The following is an 18,695-nucleotide window of genomic DNA, read 5'->3' on the forward strand; positions in this document are numbered from 1 at the left end:
TTTCCTCCTATAAAACTTACAGTTTCATTGTACCGTAATAATTAATTGTTGAACAAGCTTTTAATCAATGTAAGCGTTATTTTTTAAAAATGATTAGTTTTACATTTCTTTAGGAGCATTGACACCTAATAATCTAAGTGCTTCTGTTAAAACAATTGATGTTGCCTGAACTAGAGCTAGACGGGCACTAATTTGCTGATCATCAGTTAATATTTTTACATTGGCATAGTATTTATTGAATTTTTTGGCTAAATCTAACGAATATTTAGCAATGACTGATGGCTCAAATTTGTCACAACTACGGGCAATTATTCTTGGAAAATCAGCTAAAGCTTTTGCTACGGCAAAAGACCAATCATCATTAAGAGCAATATTGTTCAGATTTGGCTTTTTCCCTAATTTTGCTGCTTTGCGCAAAACACTTTGGGCACGAGCATTTGTATATTGAACATATGGACCAGTATCCCCTTCAAAACGGACAACTTCTTCTAAATCAAAGTCAAAATTTTCTGTCCGCTCATTTTTTAAATCATGAAAGACAACTGCGCCAACACCAACATCATGAGCAACCTGTTCTTTATGTGCTAAGTCGGGATTTTTTTGTTCAATTTGTTTACCAGCCAAGCTAACAGCATCCTGTAATACTTGATCAAGAAAAATTACGTTACCTTTTCTTGTAGATAATTTCTTGCCATTCTGAGTAATTAAACCAAACGGCACATGGTATATCTCATCTGCCCAGTCATAACCCATCTTTTTCAAAACAGTCTTTAATTCTACAAAGTGATGTGATTGTTCATTACCAACTACATAAATCATCTTTACAAAATGATAAGTATTCATTCGGTATATTGCAGCAGCTAAATCACGTGTTAAGTAAATACTAGTACCATCAGATTTAACAATCATGGCTGGATTTTCATCTTTACCCATATCAACAACTTGGGCACCTTGAGACTCATGCAAAAGTTTCTTTTGCTTCAATTCATCAATTACTGGTTGCATTTTATTATTGAAAAATGCTTCCCCTTTATATGAATCAAAGGTTACACCTAATTCTTGATATATCCGTTTAAAATCAGCCAAAGAAACTTCACGGAACCATTGCCATAGTTCAACTGCTTCTTGATCTCCTGCCTCAAGTTTTTTAAACCATGATCTGCCCTCATCATCAAGTTCTGGATTCTTTTCCGCTTCTTCATGAAATTTAACATAGTATTTAAACAGACTCATAATCGGATCTTTTTTAACGTCTTCTTCGACACCCCAGTGTTTATATGCCGAAATCAATTTACCAAATTGAGTACCATAATCACCTAAGTGATTAATTTTAATTGGATTATAACCAACCTTTTTTAAAGTTTCAGCAATTGAATTACCGATCACAGTTGACCGCAAATGACCCATTGACATTGGCTTGGCAATATTAGGGCTAGACATGTCAATAGGTACATTACCTTCACCTAATTTTTGATCACCGTAGTGCTCTTTTTGCGCCAAGACTTCCTGCAAAGTTTGTGTAATTAATTTTTCGTGATTAATTGCAAAATTGACATAGGGGCCAACTGCTTGAATAGTTGAAAAGTCTGCACTCTTGAGATTTGCAGCAATTGATGTGGCAATTTCAACTGGATTTTTGTGTACTATTTTAGCTAAGGCAAAAGCTGGAAAAGCATAGTCACCCATTTTTTCATTTTTCGGTCTTTCAATTAATTGATTAATTTTCTCTTTTGGTAAATCGACTTGACTTGCAACTAGGTCAACTACCTTACTTTTAAAATCCATTTTTACCTCCAAAATAATAAAAAAATCTCTTCCTTCTTTACAAAGGAAGAGACGAGATTTTACCCGCGGTACCACTCTAATTGATACAAAGTATCCGCTTTAACTTTTTTGTTTTATCAGTTAGACACGCCTTCATACACTAATCTAGTTCGTCTTACACCAACGCGAACTCGCTAAATAGATTAGATGCTTACTACTTCTAACAGCTTCAAAGTGATTATAGCAGGAAAATTTATCTAAGCCAATACTTTTAATTATTTTTGATAATTACTTTCGTACCATAAGGAATATTTTTCATTAACCAATTTGAATCAGAAACACTTAAGCGAATGCAACCATGAGAACCTGCCTTAATTCCCAATTTTCTTGCTTCTGTTATATTATATCGACCATTACTTTTTGTCGGTACGGAATGAAAAAGATACTCATCTTTTTCATCCCAGCTAGTCCAATTATTGGCTCCTTCATTTAATTCAGGGTTATAAAATGAGGTGCCACGATTATAGTTAATCTTAAAATTACCAGTAGGAGTTAGCGATTTGCCATTTTTATAAATACCACTACTTGCCAACATTGTATATACTCGCTGACCATCTCGCAAAATATATACTCGATTGCCCTTAAGCGAAACTCTAATTGTTAAATCATTTTCTAATCGCTTAATATTAGGATATCGCTTCATTTCACTTGACTTACGCCAATTATAGGGCCGACGCAAATCTTCAGGGTCTTTATAGGGGCGATAAGAAGCGGCTGTCTTTTTTTTAATTATTGTTTGATGTCTTTGATTTACTTCATTTGCAGTAGGTGGCATAGAAATTCGCGCTAAACTGATAATACCAATTAATATAATCAAACAAATTGTAAGCGGTTTTAAAATATTATTTTTCATTCTGCGTAAACCTCTACTAATTATAATAAACTTTATTCCAGATAATTATTATTTATGTACTCTAATTAGCGTATTTTTTCATTAATTCAGGTAGCAATGCACTAATCCTTGTCGGACGAACTATATAATTGTTACTTGCAAGTTCATCACCTGCTAAAGAATGTAAATAAACTGCTGCTAAGACTGTGTCAATATTTGACCCAAACTGGGCAACAAAACCACCAATTATTCCAGTTAAAGTATCGCCCATTCCACCTACAGCCATTCCAGGGTTCCCAAGTGGATTAAGATAAACATTACCTTTAGCATCATAAATCTTAGTATGATTACTTTTTAAAACCAGAATAGCATTTTCACGAGGAAAAAGAGTCTGTAATGCAGTCAAGTTAGCTTGATCGGCTTGAAACGGAATATGAATTTGACTAAGACGTTGCCATTCCATTTGATGCGGCGTAAGTACCACTGTGCCTGCACTACTTGGAACTAAGCTATGATCTTGCGCTAGCAAATCTAAAGCACTAGCATCCAAAATTAGAGTTTGTGTTTTAGTAATCGTTTCTTTAATCATAATTAAAATGTTTTGAGCAAACAAACTATTACCCAGACCAGGTCCACATACAATAACATCCATTTTTTTGATTATTTCAGCTAAATTGCGCTGGCGCCAGTCGACATACATTACTTCAGGAAGTCGAGCATGTAAAGCAGCAGCATTGAGCGAATGGGTTACCACGGTTACTAGACCTGCGCCACTATTTAATGCACCTTCTGCTGACATAATGATTGCTCCGCCATAATTTTCATTACCGCCAATAAGTAATATCCGACCAAAATTACCCTTATGTGTATTACTGGAACGTTTTCTAATTACTCTGGTCAGTATTTCTTGTGAAATTTCTATCACTTAAATTATCCCCCAAAAAGCCAACGCCAAAATCTAACTAAAAAGTTAACCCGATCAGTCGCTTCCAAAGCTTTAGCAGGTATTTTTAGACCATTAGGATTGGTCAAAGAAATTAATTTCTCTGGTCCAGCTTCAAAACTATATTCACTGACAACCTGATTTTCTTTTATCGGTGCCTCTACAGCAGTTTGCGTTAAATTCACTTTTAATTTTTGATCGATCGGTACCCAAACTTCACTAGCCTTTTTAATTCCTATGCTAATTTGCTTAGCTTTACCGGAGTTGACTTGTATACCGGTTCTACCCATAATTACTTCATTTTTCCTAAAAATAACCGGATGATAGTGTTTGAATATATATCCAAATAACTTACTCGTTTCTTCAAAGCGTGAAGGATCTGTCCCATTAATATGATGCGCCCCCATGACTACTGTTATCAATCTAACTCCCTTATGCTTTGCCGTAGCTATAAAACAAGCACCTGCAGCATCAGTTGTTCCTGTCTTTAAGCCATCAACATTTATTTTTGAATGATATTGCGGCAAAGTTTTCAGCATCCAATTAAAATTAATCATTGGAGTCTTAAAATTTTGATCAATAAAATTTAATCGCGGCAATTTGGTTGTTTTAATTACAAATGGGTAGTCATTAACCAAATGACGTCCAACAATCGCCATATCCTTGGCTGACATAGTATTTTCAGCATTATTTGTTGCTTGCGGATAAGCATCTGAACCAACACTTTTGTTTGGTAACCCACAAGTTGTATAAATCTGAGCGTCTGTTATGCCCCATTTTTGCAGTTGCTCACGCATCATTTTGACAAAAATAACTTGTGAACCGCTGATTGCTTGGGCTAACATCATTGCTGCACCATTTGCAGATTCAATTAAAGTTGCTTGATAAAGTTGCTTGATAGTATATGAATGACCATAACGTAGCGGTACATTAGAAAAATCACGATTATTTGAAATTGATACAATTTGATGCGTGGGTTGAACAGTAGTTGTCCAAGTGATTTTCTTTTCTTCAATTGCTTTTAGGGTCAAATAAACGGTTACTAATTTTGTCATAGAAGCGATTGGTAAAGGCTGATTAATATTTTGTCCGTATAATAATTGACCGGTTTTGCTATCAATTGCTATCGCCGATTTAACTTTTAAGTTTAACTGATTGTTGCAATAATTATTGGGTAGTTCTTGAGCGATAACTACTTGAGTGGGTACCATTAATCCCCAAACGATTACAAGTACTCCAATTATTTTTTTAATTTTATGCTTCAAAATAATAATCTCCTTTCAAAGCAAAATTTCAATTTATTTCCGTTTTATGCTTACATTTTACCAAATTTTTGGTATTATTATTACTAGATTAAAAATATTAGGCCCCGATGGCGGAATTGGCAGACGCGCAGCGTTCAGGTCGCTGTTTAGGTAACTAAGTGAAAGTTCGAATCTTTTTCGGGGCATATAGATTCCAGGTAAAAGTTAAGTGGTTTTAACTTTTTTATTGCCTAAAAAGATGGCAAACCAATTAATATTGATAATTATAAATAAAAATCGTTGAGTAATAAAACTCAACGATTTTTATGCTTTAATATGTAATTTTTGTAGTATTAACACGATCTTATCGCCCAAAATTCGCTGAGCTAAATTCGATTTAATTGCTGCTATACTGTAAACTGCTGCACCAATAACTACAGAAACTAGAACGATTACGACTGCTTGCCAACGATTAGAAACTTGTAAAAACAACCCTAATCCTTTTTCAGTTATTAAAACCGCTATAAACATCATTATCGAAAAAACAGTAATACCAATAAAACGTCTACTTGTGCGATTTTGGTTAAAGTTGAATGTAACGCGCAAATGCCTAAGAGCAAAAAAGATAATAGTAAGCATCCCCAAATTAGTTGCAATCAAAGGACCATAAATTTTAAATAAATAAACCATTGGATATTGCACAATTAATTTGATAACTAACCCTAAGACTAAATACTTAATAGCTAACAAATTTTCTGAAAGTCCCTGTAAAATAGCCATTAATACAGTAAATAACCCTAGCGTAATTGCTGTAAAGGATGACAGATACAACACATTCGAGCCCAATTGATCAAAGCCATAAAAAATTGTATAAATGGGTGTTGAAATAGCAGCCATACCAAAAGCAGCTGGTATCATAATAAATAAGAATAAATCAAGTGTACTGCTTACTTGTTCAGAAATATTTTTGATATTTTTTTTAGCTTTTGCTGCTGACAAAAGTGGAATTGCTGTTACTGCCATAGCACTGGCTAAAGATACAATAATCATAATTAACTTATTTGCATTAAGTGCAAATAACGCATACCAAGTTTCAATTGTATTATCACTTGCTTGCACCAAACTAGCAATCATTGGATGAAAAGTATACTGGTCAACCAAATAAAATAACTGAATTCCAGCATCAATAATAATAAAGGGGATGGCTTGGGCAATTATTTCTTTAAACAGTGATAATGTAGAAACTTGAATTTGATTATTTGAGTTTTCAACTAAATAATTGACTTCTTTGCGTCTTGACAGTAAAAACCAAACTAAAATTGCAATACCAAAAATAGCGCCTATTGCAGCTGCCAAGTTTGATTGGACAACTGCACTAACAAAATCTCCATGTTGCACTTGCATGATTATATATGCCGTTAAAAGCATCCAGATTACACGAGCCAATTGCTCGATAAATTGTGACATGGCTGAAGGCATCATATCAGCATATCCTTGAAAATATCCCCGCATAATACTTAACACAGGAATAACTAAAATTGCATAAGACAAGCTACGCATTACTGCAACCTGTCTAGGATCACTACGTGATCCATTTGAAGCTAAAAATGGAGAGGCAAAATACATAATACCTGCCGAAATTATTCCCATGATAACCATTAAAATTAATCCACGACGAAATAATTTTCGACCTACTCCATATTCATTTAATGCATTATATTTTGCTACCTGTTTAGCAACAGCACCAGGAATACCAGCAGTTGAAATTAAAATAAAAATACTATAAATATTGTAGCTTCTAGCTGTTAATGCATTAGCAATATTACCATACTGCCCCATCCAACTGAACCACGGAATAATGTAAAGCGCACCTAAAATACGTGAAGTAATAGAGCCAAAAGTCATCCATGCACTTCCCTTAATAAAGGTGTCTTGCGTGTTGGGTTTGGTTAAATTATTTTCTTTCATTAATGTTTCCTAAATCTAATGTACTAATAACTATCTTATTTTGAAGCAACAGTTATAATTAACAACAACTATGATAACTACTTTAGGAAAAATTAACTTTATTTAGCTACAATATTGACAATTTTGTTGGGTACAACGATTATTTTTTTCACTTCTTTACCGTCCAAAAACTTTTGAACATGTGGTAAAGCCAGTGCTTCTTTTTCTACTTCAGCTTTAGGGCTATCTTTTGCCACCTTGAAATTGCCCCGCAATTTACCATTTACCTGAACCATAATTTCAACGTTAGTTTCAATTAACTTTGCAGGATCATAAGTTGGCCATTTAGCAAATGTGATAGATTCTTCATGACCCAAAATTTGCCAAATTTCTTCCATCATATGAGGAGCAATTGGCGCAACTAATGTAATAAACCCTTCAGCATATTCCCGTGGGATTGTTTGCACTTTCTGCGCCTCATTCACAAAAACCATTAATTGAGAAATTGCCGTATTAAAGTGCAGGGCATCAAAATCTTCAGTAACTTTTTTAACCGTTTCATTATAAACTCTGTCTAGTGCACCATCATTATCTGCTACAATATTTTCCTTTGGAATTGCTTCAAGATCAAGATCGTTAACAAATAAACGCCAAATCCGGTCTAAAAACTTCTTAGTTGAAGCGGGACCATTATCATCCCAATCAATTGAAGCATCTAGTGGTCCCATAAACATCTCATACATTCTAAGACTATCTGCACCATATTCTTCAATCACTTCATCTGGATTGACAACATTTCCCTTCGACTTAGACATTTTTTCATGATCTTTTAAAATTAAGCCTTGATTATAAAGCCGCTTAAATGGTTCTTCCTCTGGTACAACTCCCAAATCATATAAAACCATGTTCCAAAATCTTGCATAAAGCAGGTGGCGAACGGCATGTTCAGCCCCACCAATATATAAATCAGTCGGCATCCACTTTTTAAGCAATTCATAATCGGCTAATTTTTGATCATTGCGAGGATCAATATAACGCAAGAAATACCAGGAAGAACCTGCCCAATTAGGCATGGTATTAGTTTCACGCTTACCTTTACGCCCATTTTTATCTACCACATTAACCCAATCAGTTAAATTAACTAAGGGGCTCTCTGGAGTTCCAGAAGGTTTAATGTCAGTTGCATGGGGTAAGACAAGTGGTAGCTCGTTTTCAGGAACTAAACTAGTTTCACCATCTTCCCAATGGATAACTGGGATCGGCTCGCCCCAATAGCGCTGACGCCCAAATTCCCAATCACGTAACTTATAATTGACCTTTTGTTGACCAACATGATGTTCTTCCAGCCAAGCTAGCATTTTTTCCTTAGCATCGGCAATGTTTAATCCATCTAAAAATTCAGAATCAAAATGAACCCCATCAGCTGTGTATGCTTCTTGATTAACATTTCCACCTTTAATAACCGCTTTAATTGGTAATTTGAATTTTTGCGCAAATTCATAATCCCGCGTATCGTGAGCAGGTACTGCCATGACAGCTCCCGTACCATAACTTGCTAAAACATAATCGGCAATCCAAATTGGAATCGGTTGATCATTTACCGGATTAATTGCATAAGCGCCAGTAAAAACACCGGTTTTATTTTTATTAAGATCGGTTCTCTCTAAATCAGACTTTGATTCAATTTCTTTTAAATAGTCCGCTACATCTTCTTGATGCGCTGAAGTCGTAATCTGTTTAACTAGTTTGTTTTCCGGTGCTAAAACCACGTAAGTAGCACCAAATAAAGTGTCGGGTCTAGTAGTAAATACATTAAAGGTGGCAGCTGAATTTTGCACCTTAAAGGTAATTTGTGCACCTACCGAACGGCCAATCCAATTACGTTGCATTTCCTTAATATTTTCTGGCCAGTCAAGATCATCTAGTCCGGCTAAAAGACGATCAGCGTATTTAGTAATGCGTAACATCCATTGCTTCATATTGCGTCGATAAATTGGAAAGCCACCACGTTCAGTTTTACCATCAACAATATCCTCATTGGCAACTACTGTCCCTAAATCTGGCGACCAATTGACTGGAACTTCAGCTTCATAAGCCAAGCCATTTTTATACATTTGTTCAAAAGTCCACTGCGTCCATTTATAATATTTTGGATCACTAGTAGAGACTTCACGATCCCAATCATACGAAAAACCTAATTTATTTAGCTGACGCTTAAAGTTAGCAATATTTTCTTTAGTCACAATTGCAGGATCTTGACCAGTTTGCAGAGCGTATTGTTCAGTGGGCAACCCAAAGGCATCCCAACCCATTGGGTGAAGAACGTTATATCCTTGACTACGTTTCATCCTTGAAATAATATCGGTAGCAGTATAGCCTTCAGGGTGCCCAACATGTAAACCCTTACCAGATGGAAATGGAAACATATCTAAAGCATAATAATTTTTGCGTTTTGGATCTGTTCCTGTTTTAAAAGTATGATTTTTAGCCCAATACTTTTGCCACTTTTTTTCAACAACTTTATGATTATACATAATTTACCTCATAAAAAAATCCTATGAAACATCATAGGACGAATAATCGCGGTACCACCTAAGTTTCACGCCTCTAGCGTGACCCCTCATTGCTCCTTAACGCGGATAGCATACGTTAGGTATTACTCAGGCTAAGTTCACTATCTATTCTGCAAGTCTTACACCACCCGACTCTTCTCTGTAGCAAAATAAAATAGTTACTAGTTCCCAATCCTTTACTTAATTAATGATTATAATTTACCACATTTACTAAAAAAAGCAAAGAACTAAAAATTTCTATTAATTATCAGCTTTCGCTATTTAATTTTCGGTGTTACCAATTACAGGTCATGACCTACTTTATTTTTTAATGAATAATGATTATAATTTAACAGAAATGCAAAAAAATAAAAGGAGAAAGTTATTGATTACTGACAATCATTCAAAAAAAGATACAATCATACCGGCTACTATTTTTTTAATTTTATATTCGGTTTGGGCAATGCTCGTTGCATCTGGAACTCAGCTTATCCATCATTTCGATCAGAATATTATTGCCATCATTTGTAATAATAATCCTGCCAATATCAAATTTGCTGCAACATTTACAGTTATAGGAAATACAAGTGTTATAACATTTATAACAATTATCATTTGCTTAATTTTATTTATTTTTAAAAAATACGCTTATACGTATTTTACTGCTGGCACAATGATTGCCGCAAATGGCTACAACTGGATTAGCAAGCATGCAATTGCACGTCCTCGTCCTTCTGTGCACCATCTAGTTGAAGCACATGGCTATAGTTTCCCATCAGGCCATTCAGTTGGTAGTGCCACCCTCTTTGGAATTCTAATTGTTTTAACACTTTTATTAGTAAAAAATAAAGCCGTAAAAACTATTCTCTGTATCGTTTGGCTTTGCTTTCCGCTTTTAATCGGTTACACTAGGATATTTAATCATGTGCACTATCCTTCTGACGTACTAGGCGGATTTTTAGAAGGAATTACTTTTGTCCTAATAGGATATTCTTTTTTATATCATTATCATTTAGAAAATTAAAAAAGGCGTCAACCAGTTAATGGTTAACGCCTTTTTTGTTATTCTATTTTACTTGATCAATTAATGTTGTCGCTTTTTATAAATAAAATTGAAAATAATTGATAGACCAATTGCTACTAAAGAAATAAAATAAACACCCTTTAAGCCATCAAAGAGAACTTGTCGTAACTGCGGAATAAGATGAGGTGCTAATTCTTTTGCTTTTTCAGCAGAGACAATTTTATTCATCATTGCTTGAGTCAATTCTGGTTTCTTAGCTATCTGACTAGTAACTACCGTATTAAAAGTAATTCCATATATTGATACTAACATTGTCTGACCTAGATAGCGCATTAAGGTATTAAAAGATGTAGCAACTCCAACATTTTTGGGCTCAACTAAAACCTGCGACCGTACTTGTGCAGCCGTGATAATTGAACCAAAACCAAAGCCATTCATAGTAGCAATTACACAAAATAGCCAAAATGGTGTCTGCAAAGGTAGCAAAAGTAATAACACATCAGCAACTAAAAGTAGTGCTAACATTCCAAATAAGGTTCTCCGTATACCCCAGCGACTCAATATTGCACCAATTACAAATGAACCCACTACCCACATTACAGAACTAGGAGTGACAGCAAAACCAGCAACAGTTGCTGATGTACCGTTAATCCCCTGCATCCAAGTTGGAATATAAAATTCAAAACCAATAACAACACCAGAAATTAGTAATGTTATCATATTTATGGCTTGAAACTCGTGATCTTTTAAAATCGATAGCGGCATAATAGGATCAGTAGCATGCTTTTCTACTATATAAAACGCAATCGCACTTATAATAACAAAGGCAATTAGCAAGCCCACAAAAATGGGATTTAACGAACTCAATTCTTGCAGGGTAAACATTAATGCCAAAAGCATCGTAACTAACCAAAATGTGCCCTGAATATCCAATTTATTTCTCTGTTTCTCTCTTGCTTCGTGCAAAAAGATCACTACCAATACAAAGGCAACAAAGCCAATTGGAACATTGATATAAAATACCCAGTGCCATGACAATTTTTGTACAATAAATCCACCCAAAAGTGGTGCAATTACTGAAGCTACACCCCAAAAACCAGAGTTAAGTCCCAGCATCTTGGCCCGCTTATCAATGCTATATAAATCAGCGATAATGGTCATAGCAACTGGTTGAACTGCACCTGAACCTAATCCTTGGATAACGCGGAATAAAATCAACTCAATCATATTATTTGCTTGACCACATAAAGCAGAACCAATAACAAATAAGGCTATCCCAAACAAAAAAATAGGTTTACGACCAATGCTATCTGCTAATTTTCCGTATAGAGGAGTTGATACAGCAGTCATAAAGAGAAAGATAGAAACCACCCAATTCATGATTTCTAAACCATTAAGATCAGAAACTATTGTGGGCATTGCCGTTGAAACTATCGTCCCTTCAATAGCAGTCATAAAAGTGGTCATAAAAATGGCAAGTGTAATTATAGGTACATTCGTTTTTTTCAAAATAATCTATCCTTTATTTTTTAATATAATTCAATATATCTTGAACTTTATCTGTTTTCTCCCAAGGTAAATCAATATCGGTACGACCAAAATGACCATAAGCAGCCGTCTGCTCATATATGGGCCGACGCAAATCAAGCATGTTAATAATTCCTGCTGGCCGTAAATCAAAAACGTGCCGCACAGCTTCAGTTAATAATTCATCACTTACCTTACCAGTTCCAGCAGTGTCAATCATAATTGATACTGGATTAGCCACACCAATTGCATAAGCAAGCTGCACTTCGCAGCGATAAGCCAAACCCGCTGCTACAATATTTTTTGCAACATAACGAGCAGCATAACTAGCACTACGATCAACTTTAGTTGCATCCTTGCCTGAAAAAGCCCCTCCACCATGACGTGCATAGCCACCATATGTGTCAACGATGATTTTTCGTCCAGTTAGTCCAGAGTCACCTTTAGGACCTCCAATTACAAAACGACCAGATGGGTTAATCAAGAAGGTAGTTTGATTATCAAGATACCTAGCAGGAATAACTTTTTTAATCACTAGGTTAATCATTGCCTGTTGAATTTCTTCATTCGAAACTTCAGCATCTGTTTGCGTTGAAATAACAACAGTATCAACGCGTTTAGGCTTATTGTTTTCATCATATTCAACTGTGACTTGAGCTTTAGCATCTGGCTCTAGCCAAGTTAAAGTATTATCCTTACGTAGCTTAGCTACTTGTTGCATTAATTTATGGGCTAAGGAAATCGGCAATGGCATTAATTCAGGAGTCTCTTTGACGGCAAAGCCAAACATTAAACCTTGATCTCCTGCCCCAATTTGATCTAAGCCATCAGCACTAGCCTTATTTTCACGAGTTTCTAGCGAGTGATCTACGCCGTCAGCAATATCTGCTGATTGCTCATCAATATCTAACAATACAGCACAGTTATTGCCGTCAAAACCCAATTCAGGCTTATCATAACCTATTCTTAAAACAGTCTTTCGAACAACTTTTTGAATATCAACGTATGCACTAGTTGATATTTCGCCAAATACATAAACAATACCGGTGTTCACAATTGTTTCACAAGCCACATGGGCATCAGGATCTTGGGCAATAATCGCATCTAAAATTGCATCTGAAATTTGATCAGCAACTTTATCAGGATGACCTTCAGAAACTGACTCTGAAGTAAATAAACGTTTTTCCATAATAGTCCCCCTATAGATTTAAATAGCTCTTCGGTTACAAGGCATCTCCAACATTGGATCCTTTCAGGACTTGAACCGATATAATAAATTCGTTCTTACTACAAAAAAAGACTACCGCAGATTCGGTAGTCTAGAACGATGGAGGATACAGGGTTCGAACCTGTGACCTCCTGCTTGTAAGGCAGATGCTCTCCCAGCTGAGCTAATCCTCCAAAGTGTGACCCGTACGGGATTTGAACCCATGTTACCGCCGTGAAAGGGCGATGTCTTAACCACTTGACCAACGGGTCAGATGCTGAATCCGAGTAAATTCAACTATTAGCTTAGAAGCTAAAATTAAAAATACGCGCACCCAATTTATATTATTCCATAAATAACGCTAATTACCGTTATTTATGGAGGATACAGGGCTCGAACCTGTGACCTCCTGCTTGTAAGGCAGATGCTCTCCCAGCTGAGCTAATCCTCCAAAAAGGTGACCCGTACGGGATTTGAACCCATGTTACCGCCGTGAAAGGGCGATGTCTTAACCACTTGACCAACGGGTCGTGTTCTGAATCAAAAGCACATTCAATAGTATACTAGATAAGAAACAAAATGCAAGAGTAAAACTTAAAAAACTTATTAATTTAACTAATAATTGCAAAAGCAATTCTTTACATAAAAAAAGATGTATTCCTACATCCCTCTAATTATAATGGAGGATACAGGGCTCGAACCTGTGACCTCCTGCTTGTAAGGCAGATGCTCTCCCAGCTGAGCTAATCCTCCAGTTATTAATAATTGCTACTCTTAAAACTTTAGCATAAGATTTATTTTTTGTCTAGAATTTTTTATTTTCAGAGGGCATATTCATTTTTTAAAAACTATGAGAAAATTATTGCTTAGGAAAACAATTTTGCATTGTCATATCTACTTATTAAGGAGGATTAAATGCTCTATTTCTTGAAAAATACTTTTACTAGTATCACTTTCTATCAATTTTTTCTTGCTCTCTTACTCATTATTATTCTTTTTCATTGGCGCCAGCAAGCCTTAAATTTACTTAAAAGAATCTTTTACCTTGGTAACACTTTTAAACAGCACTATCATTTCTTACAGTCAGCTTGGTTTTGGCTGGGAATTGGCTTTATCTTATCCACATTGTTTTTCAGTTTAGGCCTAAATTTAACAAACAATGATATTACAGCTATTGCAACTATTGTAATTAATTCACTTACAGCACTAGGAATACTGGCAGCTGTTTGGACAAACCTTTATCTTTACCATAAAGACTCCCAAAAGAAAGTAGCAGTGAATGTTGTCAGTACTTATAGTGCTCAAGCCGCGATAGAAACGCTGATATTAATTTTGAAGCCTATGCAATTAATCTTTCCAAATTCACTTTAAGATTAAAGTTTGCTGGTTTCATACTTTCCGATGGTTATGGTAACTATGATGTAAAAGGTGGCAGCGAGCATGCAGAATTGGTTAAAAACGGCGGTCAGACTAAAATTTATTTTGCGCATAATTATAGTATCCAGCAAATTTTGAAAAAAATACAAGTTCAGCGTTTAGCTAACTATTCAACTGAACAATGGCAAGGGCTTAATCAAGATCAATTCAAGTTAATTGCTGTTTTTCATGAAGAGGACAGTACTGAGCAAAACTACTCTTTTACAACAAATATTGATTTGACTACAGCTGAGTTTTGGCAAGAAATTAAACATTCCGCTAGCCCAAAGCAAAGGCGGCAACAAAAACTTAGATAAATATAGTTACATTTACTTTATAATATTTATGCTTTTGCAGTTCCTAGAAATGTTAATTATATTTTGGAAACATATATCGATGCCTTAAGGCAAAATCGATATAATTTTTAATATTAATGTAAGCGCTATAATAAAAACAAATGTAATTTTATAAAAAATAAGATAATACCTACTTAATTATTAATAAGGAGAATTAATCATGGCAAAAAAGAAATGCGGTATTTGCGGTAAAGAGTTGGGCTTTTGGGATAACAAAATGCCTTTGAAAGATGGTGTAATTTGCTACCCTTGCCTTTTTAATAAAGGTAACTTTTATGGCGGTGCTGATCAAAGACATATGAATGGTTTTTTAAATAGCCATACTGCTGCAGAAATAAAAGAATTAATGGATAATCCGGTAAAATTAGAGACCATCAAAAGAAAAGTTGCCCCTGTTAATCACCATCACCATAAACCAATAGCACAATGTGCATTCTGTGAACAAGATATTTATAAAAACGATGCGCCTTTGAATTTCAAAGATTCTACCTACGTCTGTCTAGACTGTGCTGCTAAGTATAGAGCTACTAAAGCATATAACTGGGCTTCTGAACATACGATTGAAGATTTCAAAGAATCTATTAATCAGAAAGTAGATTTTAATGACATCAATTTTAAAAAGGCACAGAAAGAACTAAAAGAAATAGAGCAAGAAAATGCAAAAAAGCAAGCAGAAAAAGAAAAAAGAAAGCAAGAACAGGCCGCCATAAAAGCAGAATCTGTTTACTATGGTGGCTACTACTTCGACATTGATAAGAGAAAGATTTATGCTAAAACGGCATTTCATGGAATAGAATTTTTCGTAAATGCTGACGAGATCGTTTCATATCGTGTGAATGAAAAAGGTCATGACAAAAATAAACATCATGTCTTCACTCGTGCAGCTGTCGGTGCCATCATTGCTGGACCAGCCGGTGCAGTTATTGCCGGCACCACTGGTGGAAAAATAAATGAATATATTGATGAGTTGGGCGTAATTATTAATCTAACTGATGGTAGCAATTTTGAAGTTAGTCTCTTAAACGCTAAAAATAATAAGGCAGACGGTTTTTTTGTTAGACATGCATATTCAGAATTAAACCATGTCATTGCAATTCTTGACAGCTGGAAAGCCACGGAAAAAGTCGTTGAAGATACCAAGGATAACACTGATGCCCCAGTAGAAATACGCAGATATAAACAACTACTAGATGATGGCATCATTACCCAAGAAGAATTCGAGGCAAAGAAGAAGCAACTGTTGGGACTTTAATCTATCGTCCACAGCGCCAGTGACGTTAAACCTACGGCAAATTATCTATTTTTAGGAGGATTTTTTGTGAAAGTTACAAAATTAATTGTAGGAATATTACAGATGGTACTTGCTGCTTTTATTGTATTTCAATCGTGTGCTGTTGGTGCTTCTCATGCAATGGAGAATAAGACTAGTGATGCGGGTGGCAGTGCTGGGATCATAGTTGCGCTTTTGTTTTTAGCATGTGGCATCACATATGTTGCAACCAGAAATGCTAAAGGTCTTGGTGGTGATATAGCTGGCTTAGTAATGATGTTGATTTCATGGATCGTTGCTATTACTAATGGCCACGATTATACCGATCTAGTTATTTGGGGTTGGACAGCATTTATTATTGGTGTTGGCTTTTTTGTATGGCACCTTGTTTTAAACAAAAAATCATCTGGAAAATAATATTTTATTTGAAAGGGAAGCAACATGAATAAAAAAACAAACAAAAAATTATTAGCGATTACAATTACTGCCCTAGCAGCAATAACACTATCAGCGTGTGGCGGTGCTGAAAATGATGGACAAGGTGGTGCCAAGGTTTCTAGAACAGCTAAGAAAAAATCGGCTCCAAAAATCAAATTTTATAAAGTTGGTGATACCGTTAAAGTTGGTCAAGCTGAATATACACTTAAATCCGTTGTTACAACTAACGAAAGAAACGAATTTGAAGACTCCAAGCCAAATAATGTAATTAAAATTACGTATCATGTAAAAAATGATGGTAAAGATGATTTATCCGTTGGGGACGATTTAGAAGTATACGGACCTGATGATGAAAAGCTAAAAGACTACCCAATTAGTGACGATGGATTAGACAGCATTGCACCAGGTAAATCGACCGATATTATGACCGGTTATGGCAGTAAAAAATTAGGTTCTTTTGAATTGCACTTCAAACCTGGTGATGACTATGATGCAACAGCGGCTAAATTTAAAGTGACTGTTAAGCAATAATATATCACAACAAAAAGGCCGTAAGACAAAAATCTTTACGGTTTTTTTTATTAGGAGAAAAATTATGCCAAAGCGTGACGAACATATAAAAGAATATAAAAATAAAAGAGGTGAACGTGTTTTTAAGTTCCACCTCTATCTTGGTATGGATGAAAACGGTAAACGTATTAATATCACTCGCCAAGGATTTAAAACGTATAACGATGCCAAAATCACTTATGATCAGTTACGTGCCAATGGTACAACTGGATATCAGAAACCAAAGATAATCAAAACTGATGAGATTTATGCTCTTTGGTTTGATAACTATAAGGGACAGGTAAAACAGTCAACCGCTAATAAAACTAATCAAATATATAACAACCATCTTAAACCTACTTTTGGTGATAAATATTTAGATAAAATTCAAGTTAAAACGATACAAAAATTTGCTGATACAAAATCTAAAGAGATTGTCAAATATAAAGAAGTTGTCCGTATACTTAGCAGATTATTCGAATATGCGATTCGGCTGGGATACGTTAAAAACAATCCCACCAAAAGAATAATTATGCCTAAAAAAACCACACGCCCCAGAAGAGACATTGAGCACAATGTTTATACGCGGGAAGAACTTGAAGAATTTCTGACAGCTGCTAAAGAATATGCTACAACACCTTATACATATTTCAAATTGCTGTCATCGACAGGTCTAAGACGCTCAGAAGCTTTGGCACTAACCTAGAAAGATATTGACTTAGACAATATGACACTTTCAGTTAATAAAACTCTTGCATATGGCTTAGATAACAAAATTATCATGCAGCCGCCTAAAAGCAAAAAATCAAAACGAACTTTGCCAATTTCACAGAATTTAGCTGAAGCATTGATTGATTATCGCAAAAAGCAAAAAATAATCTACAAAGTAGTTTTTCATGAACAAAATGGAAACTACTATAATTTGACAGCTCCAGGCAATTGGCTACTAAAAATCTATAAAGCTAATCCGCAATTAAGACGAATCACCGTCCATGGCTTCCGCCACACTTTTGCCACTCTCCTTATTAGCGAAACTGACGTTAAGCCTAAAACAGTTCAGATGCTTCTTGGCCATGAAAACATCAAAATGACCATGGACATTTATACCCACATTACCAAAAAGAACGAAGACGATGCGATTGATTCAATCAGAAAATTAAACATTTAACTTGTTTTTTTGCTTTTTGCCGTGCATTTGCCGTGCGAAAGTAAATAAAAAGGCTAAATACATTGCTGTATTAGCCTTTAATTATTATATAACGGAGTGTGAGAGATTTGAACTCTCGATACAGGTAAAACCCATATACATGATTTCCAATCATGCTCCTTAAGCCACTCGGACAACACTCCAAGAAACTCCGGCTGTCAGACTCGAACTGACGACATCTTGATTAACAGTCAAGCGCTCTACCAACTGAGCTAAGCCGGAATATTAAAAAAAGCACGGCAACGTCCTACCCTCGCAGGCAGTCTCCCACCAACTACTCTCGGCGTTAAGAAGCTTAACTTCTGTGTTCGGCATGGTTACAGGTGTTTCCTTCTTGCTCTTGCCACCGTACTTCTTTT

Annotated in this window: 14 protein-coding genes, 8 tRNA genes, 1 rRNA gene, 1 pseudogene and 1 riboswitch; of the genes and pseudogenes, 8 read left to right on the forward strand and 16 right to left on the reverse strand. The window is 35.4% G+C overall.

Annotation, left to right across the window (positions count from 1 at the left end):
- Positions 1–99: 99 nt before the first annotated feature.
- The 4 genes from argS to F5ESL0233_RS05890 form a co-directional block, all read right to left on the reverse strand.
- Positions 100–1,785 carry an arginine--tRNA ligase gene (gene argS, locus F5ESL0233_RS05875; protein WP_122059222.1) on the reverse strand — a complete coding sequence of 562 codons (1,686 nt, stop codon included), beginning with the start codon at positions 1,783–1,785 and terminating at the stop codon, positions 100–102.
- A 250-nt stretch (positions 1,786–2,035) separates the two neighbouring features.
- Entirely contained in the window at positions 2,036–2,677 is a 642-nt protein-coding gene (locus tag F5ESL0233_RS05880) for a L,D-transpeptidase (protein WP_090092939.1), read from the reverse strand.
- A 61-nt stretch (positions 2,678–2,738) separates the two neighbouring features.
- On the reverse strand, positions 2,739–3,581 hold the full coding sequence (locus tag F5ESL0233_RS05885) for an NAD(P)H-hydrate dehydratase (protein ID WP_122059223.1): 843 nt from the start codon (positions 3,579–3,581) through the stop codon (positions 2,739–2,741).
- Positions 3,582–3,586: 5 nt separating this feature from the next.
- Positions 3,587–4,870 (reverse strand): D-alanyl-D-alanine carboxypeptidase family protein, encoded by a 1,284-nt coding sequence (locus F5ESL0233_RS05890; RefSeq protein ID WP_370448349.1) that lies wholly within the window; start codon positions 4,868–4,870, stop codon positions 3,587–3,589.
- A gap of 95 nt (positions 4,871–4,965) precedes the next feature.
- Here F5ESL0233_RS05890 and F5ESL0233_RS05895 point away from each other — a divergent pair.
- Positions 4,966–5,049: transfer RNA gene (locus tag F5ESL0233_RS05895), tRNA-Leu, on the forward strand.
- A 118-nt stretch (positions 5,050–5,167) separates the two neighbouring features.
- On the opposite strand, the gene F5ESL0233_RS05900 is transcribed toward F5ESL0233_RS05895, so the two are convergent.
- Complete coding sequence (locus tag F5ESL0233_RS05900; RefSeq protein ID WP_090092943.1) at positions 5,168–6,811, reverse strand: polysaccharide biosynthesis protein; 1,644 nt, start codon at positions 6,809–6,811, stop codon at positions 5,168–5,170.
- A gap of 98 nt (positions 6,812–6,909) precedes the next feature.
- Complete coding sequence (leuS, locus tag F5ESL0233_RS05905; protein ID WP_090092944.1) at positions 6,910–9,324, reverse strand: leucine--tRNA ligase; 2,415 nt, start codon at positions 9,322–9,324, stop codon at positions 6,910–6,912.
- A 376-nt stretch (positions 9,325–9,700) separates the two neighbouring features.
- Between leuS and F5ESL0233_RS05910 the strand changes: the two genes are divergently transcribed.
- Positions 9,701–10,366, forward strand: coding sequence for a phosphatase PAP2 family protein (locus F5ESL0233_RS05910; protein ID WP_233554973.1), 666 nt, complete (start codon positions 9,701–9,703; stop codon positions 10,364–10,366).
- A gap of 60 nt (positions 10,367–10,426) precedes the next feature.
- Here the strand turns inward: F5ESL0233_RS05910 and F5ESL0233_RS05915 are convergent, their stop codons facing one another.
- The 7 genes from F5ESL0233_RS05915 to F5ESL0233_RS05945 form a co-directional block, all read right to left on the reverse strand.
- Positions 10,427–11,875 carry an MDR family MFS transporter gene (locus tag F5ESL0233_RS05915; RefSeq protein WP_122059226.1) on the reverse strand — a complete coding sequence of 483 codons (1,449 nt, stop codon included), beginning with the start codon at positions 11,873–11,875 and terminating at the stop codon, positions 10,427–10,429.
- Positions 11,876–11,888: 13 nt separating this feature from the next.
- A complete protein-coding gene (metK, locus tag F5ESL0233_RS05920; RefSeq protein WP_122059228.1) occupies positions 11,889–13,082 on the reverse strand; it encodes a methionine adenosyltransferase in 1,194 nt (397 codons plus the stop codon).
- Positions 13,080–13,163: riboswitch (SMK box riboswitch) on the reverse strand. Its footprint overlaps the gene before it by 3 nt.
- Positions 13,164–13,221: 58 nt before the next feature.
- Positions 13,222–13,294 (reverse strand) — tRNA-Val (locus tag F5ESL0233_RS05925).
- 6 nt (positions 13,295–13,300) lie between these two features.
- A tRNA-Glu gene (locus F5ESL0233_RS05930) sits at positions 13,301–13,372 on the reverse strand.
- Positions 13,373–13,478: 106 nt separating this feature from the next.
- Positions 13,479–13,551: transfer RNA gene (locus tag F5ESL0233_RS05935), tRNA-Val, on the reverse strand.
- Positions 13,552–13,558: 7 nt separating this feature from the next.
- Positions 13,559–13,630 (reverse strand) — tRNA-Glu (locus F5ESL0233_RS05940).
- Between the two features lie 150 nt (positions 13,631–13,780).
- Positions 13,781–13,853, reverse strand: a tRNA-Val gene (locus F5ESL0233_RS05945).
- Positions 13,854–14,015: 162 nt separating this feature from the next.
- Between F5ESL0233_RS05945 and F5ESL0233_RS05950 the strand changes: the two genes are divergently transcribed.
- The 6 genes and pseudogenes from F5ESL0233_RS05950 (at position 14,016) to F5ESL0233_RS05975 (ending at position 18,297) form a co-directional block, all read left to right on the forward strand.
- The gene (locus tag F5ESL0233_RS05950; RefSeq protein WP_122059230.1) at positions 14,016–14,471 is read left to right on the forward strand and encodes a hypothetical protein; all 456 of its coding nucleotides are present in this window, start codon (positions 14,016–14,018) and stop codon (positions 14,469–14,471) included.
- Positions 14,472–14,548: 77 nt separating this feature from the next.
- The gene (locus F5ESL0233_RS05955) at positions 14,549–14,833 is read left to right on the forward strand and encodes a hypothetical protein (protein WP_122059231.1); all 285 of its coding nucleotides are present in this window, start codon (positions 14,549–14,551) and stop codon (positions 14,831–14,833) included.
- 199 nt (positions 14,834–15,032) lie between these two features.
- Entirely contained in the window at positions 15,033–16,124 is a 1,092-nt protein-coding gene (locus F5ESL0233_RS05960) for an SHOCT domain-containing protein (protein ID WP_122059233.1), read from the forward strand.
- A 66-nt stretch (positions 16,125–16,190) separates the two neighbouring features.
- Entirely contained in the window at positions 16,191–16,559 is a 369-nt protein-coding gene (locus F5ESL0233_RS05965; protein WP_122059234.1) for a hypothetical protein, read from the forward strand.
- Between the two features lie 24 nt (positions 16,560–16,583).
- Positions 16,584–17,111 carry a DUF4352 domain-containing protein gene (locus F5ESL0233_RS05970; protein WP_122059236.1) on the forward strand — a complete coding sequence of 176 codons (528 nt, stop codon included), beginning with the start codon at positions 16,584–16,586 and terminating at the stop codon, positions 17,109–17,111.
- A gap of 64 nt (positions 17,112–17,175) precedes the next feature.
- Positions 17,176–18,297: pseudogene (locus tag F5ESL0233_RS05975) on the forward strand (tyrosine-type recombinase/integrase).
- A 92-nt stretch (positions 18,298–18,389) separates the two neighbouring features.
- On the opposite strand, the gene F5ESL0233_RS05980 reads toward F5ESL0233_RS05975, so the two are convergent.
- The 3 genes from F5ESL0233_RS05980 to rrf form a co-directional block, all read right to left on the reverse strand.
- A tRNA-Ser gene (locus F5ESL0233_RS05980) sits at positions 18,390–18,479 on the reverse strand.
- A 6-nt stretch (positions 18,480–18,485) separates the two neighbouring features.
- A tRNA-Asn gene (locus F5ESL0233_RS05985) sits at positions 18,486–18,558 on the reverse strand.
- Positions 18,559–18,570: 12 nt separating this feature from the next.
- Positions 18,571–18,687 (reverse strand): 5S ribosomal RNA (rrf, locus tag F5ESL0233_RS05990).
- Positions 18,688–18,695: the final 8 nt, after the last annotated feature.

It is taken from the genome of Lactobacillus sp. ESL0233 (assembly GCF_003692995.1).
Taxonomy (GTDB): Bacteria; Bacillota; Bacilli; order Lactobacillales; family Lactobacillaceae; genus Lactobacillus; species Lactobacillus bombicola.

What these genes read in the sequence shown, in the direction of transcription:
- argS (WP_122059222.1), bottom strand. Translation starts at nt 1,785, where the DNA reads ATGGATTTTAAAAGTAAGGTAGTTGACCTAGTTGCAAGTCAAGTCGAT.
- F5ESL0233_RS05880 (WP_090092939.1), bottom strand. Translation starts at nt 2,677, where the DNA reads ATGAAAAATAATATTTTAAAACCGCTTACAATTTGTTTGATTATATTA.
- F5ESL0233_RS05900 (WP_090092943.1), bottom strand. Translation starts at nt 6,811, where the DNA reads ATGAAAGAAAATAATTTAACCAAACCCAACACGCAAGACACCTTTATT.
- leuS (WP_090092944.1), bottom strand. Translation starts at nt 9,324, where the DNA reads ATGTATAATCATAAAGTTGTTGAAAAAAAGTGGCAAAAGTATTGGGCT.
- F5ESL0233_RS05910 (WP_233554973.1), top strand. Translation starts at nt 9,701, where the DNA reads ATGCAAAAAAATAAAAGGAGAAAGTTATTGATTACTGACAATCATTCA.
- metK (WP_122059228.1), bottom strand. Translation starts at nt 13,082, where the DNA reads ATGGAAAAACGTTTATTTACTTCAGAGTCAGTTTCTGAAGGTCATCCT.
- F5ESL0233_RS05950 (WP_122059230.1), top strand. Translation starts at nt 14,016, where the DNA reads ATGCTCTATTTCTTGAAAAATACTTTTACTAGTATCACTTTCTATCAA.
- F5ESL0233_RS05960 (WP_122059233.1), top strand. Translation starts at nt 15,033, where the DNA reads ATGGCAAAAAAGAAATGCGGTATTTGCGGTAAAGAGTTGGGCTTTTGG.
- F5ESL0233_RS05970 (WP_122059236.1), top strand. Translation starts at nt 16,584, where the DNA reads ATGAATAAAAAAACAAACAAAAAATTATTAGCGATTACAATTACTGCC.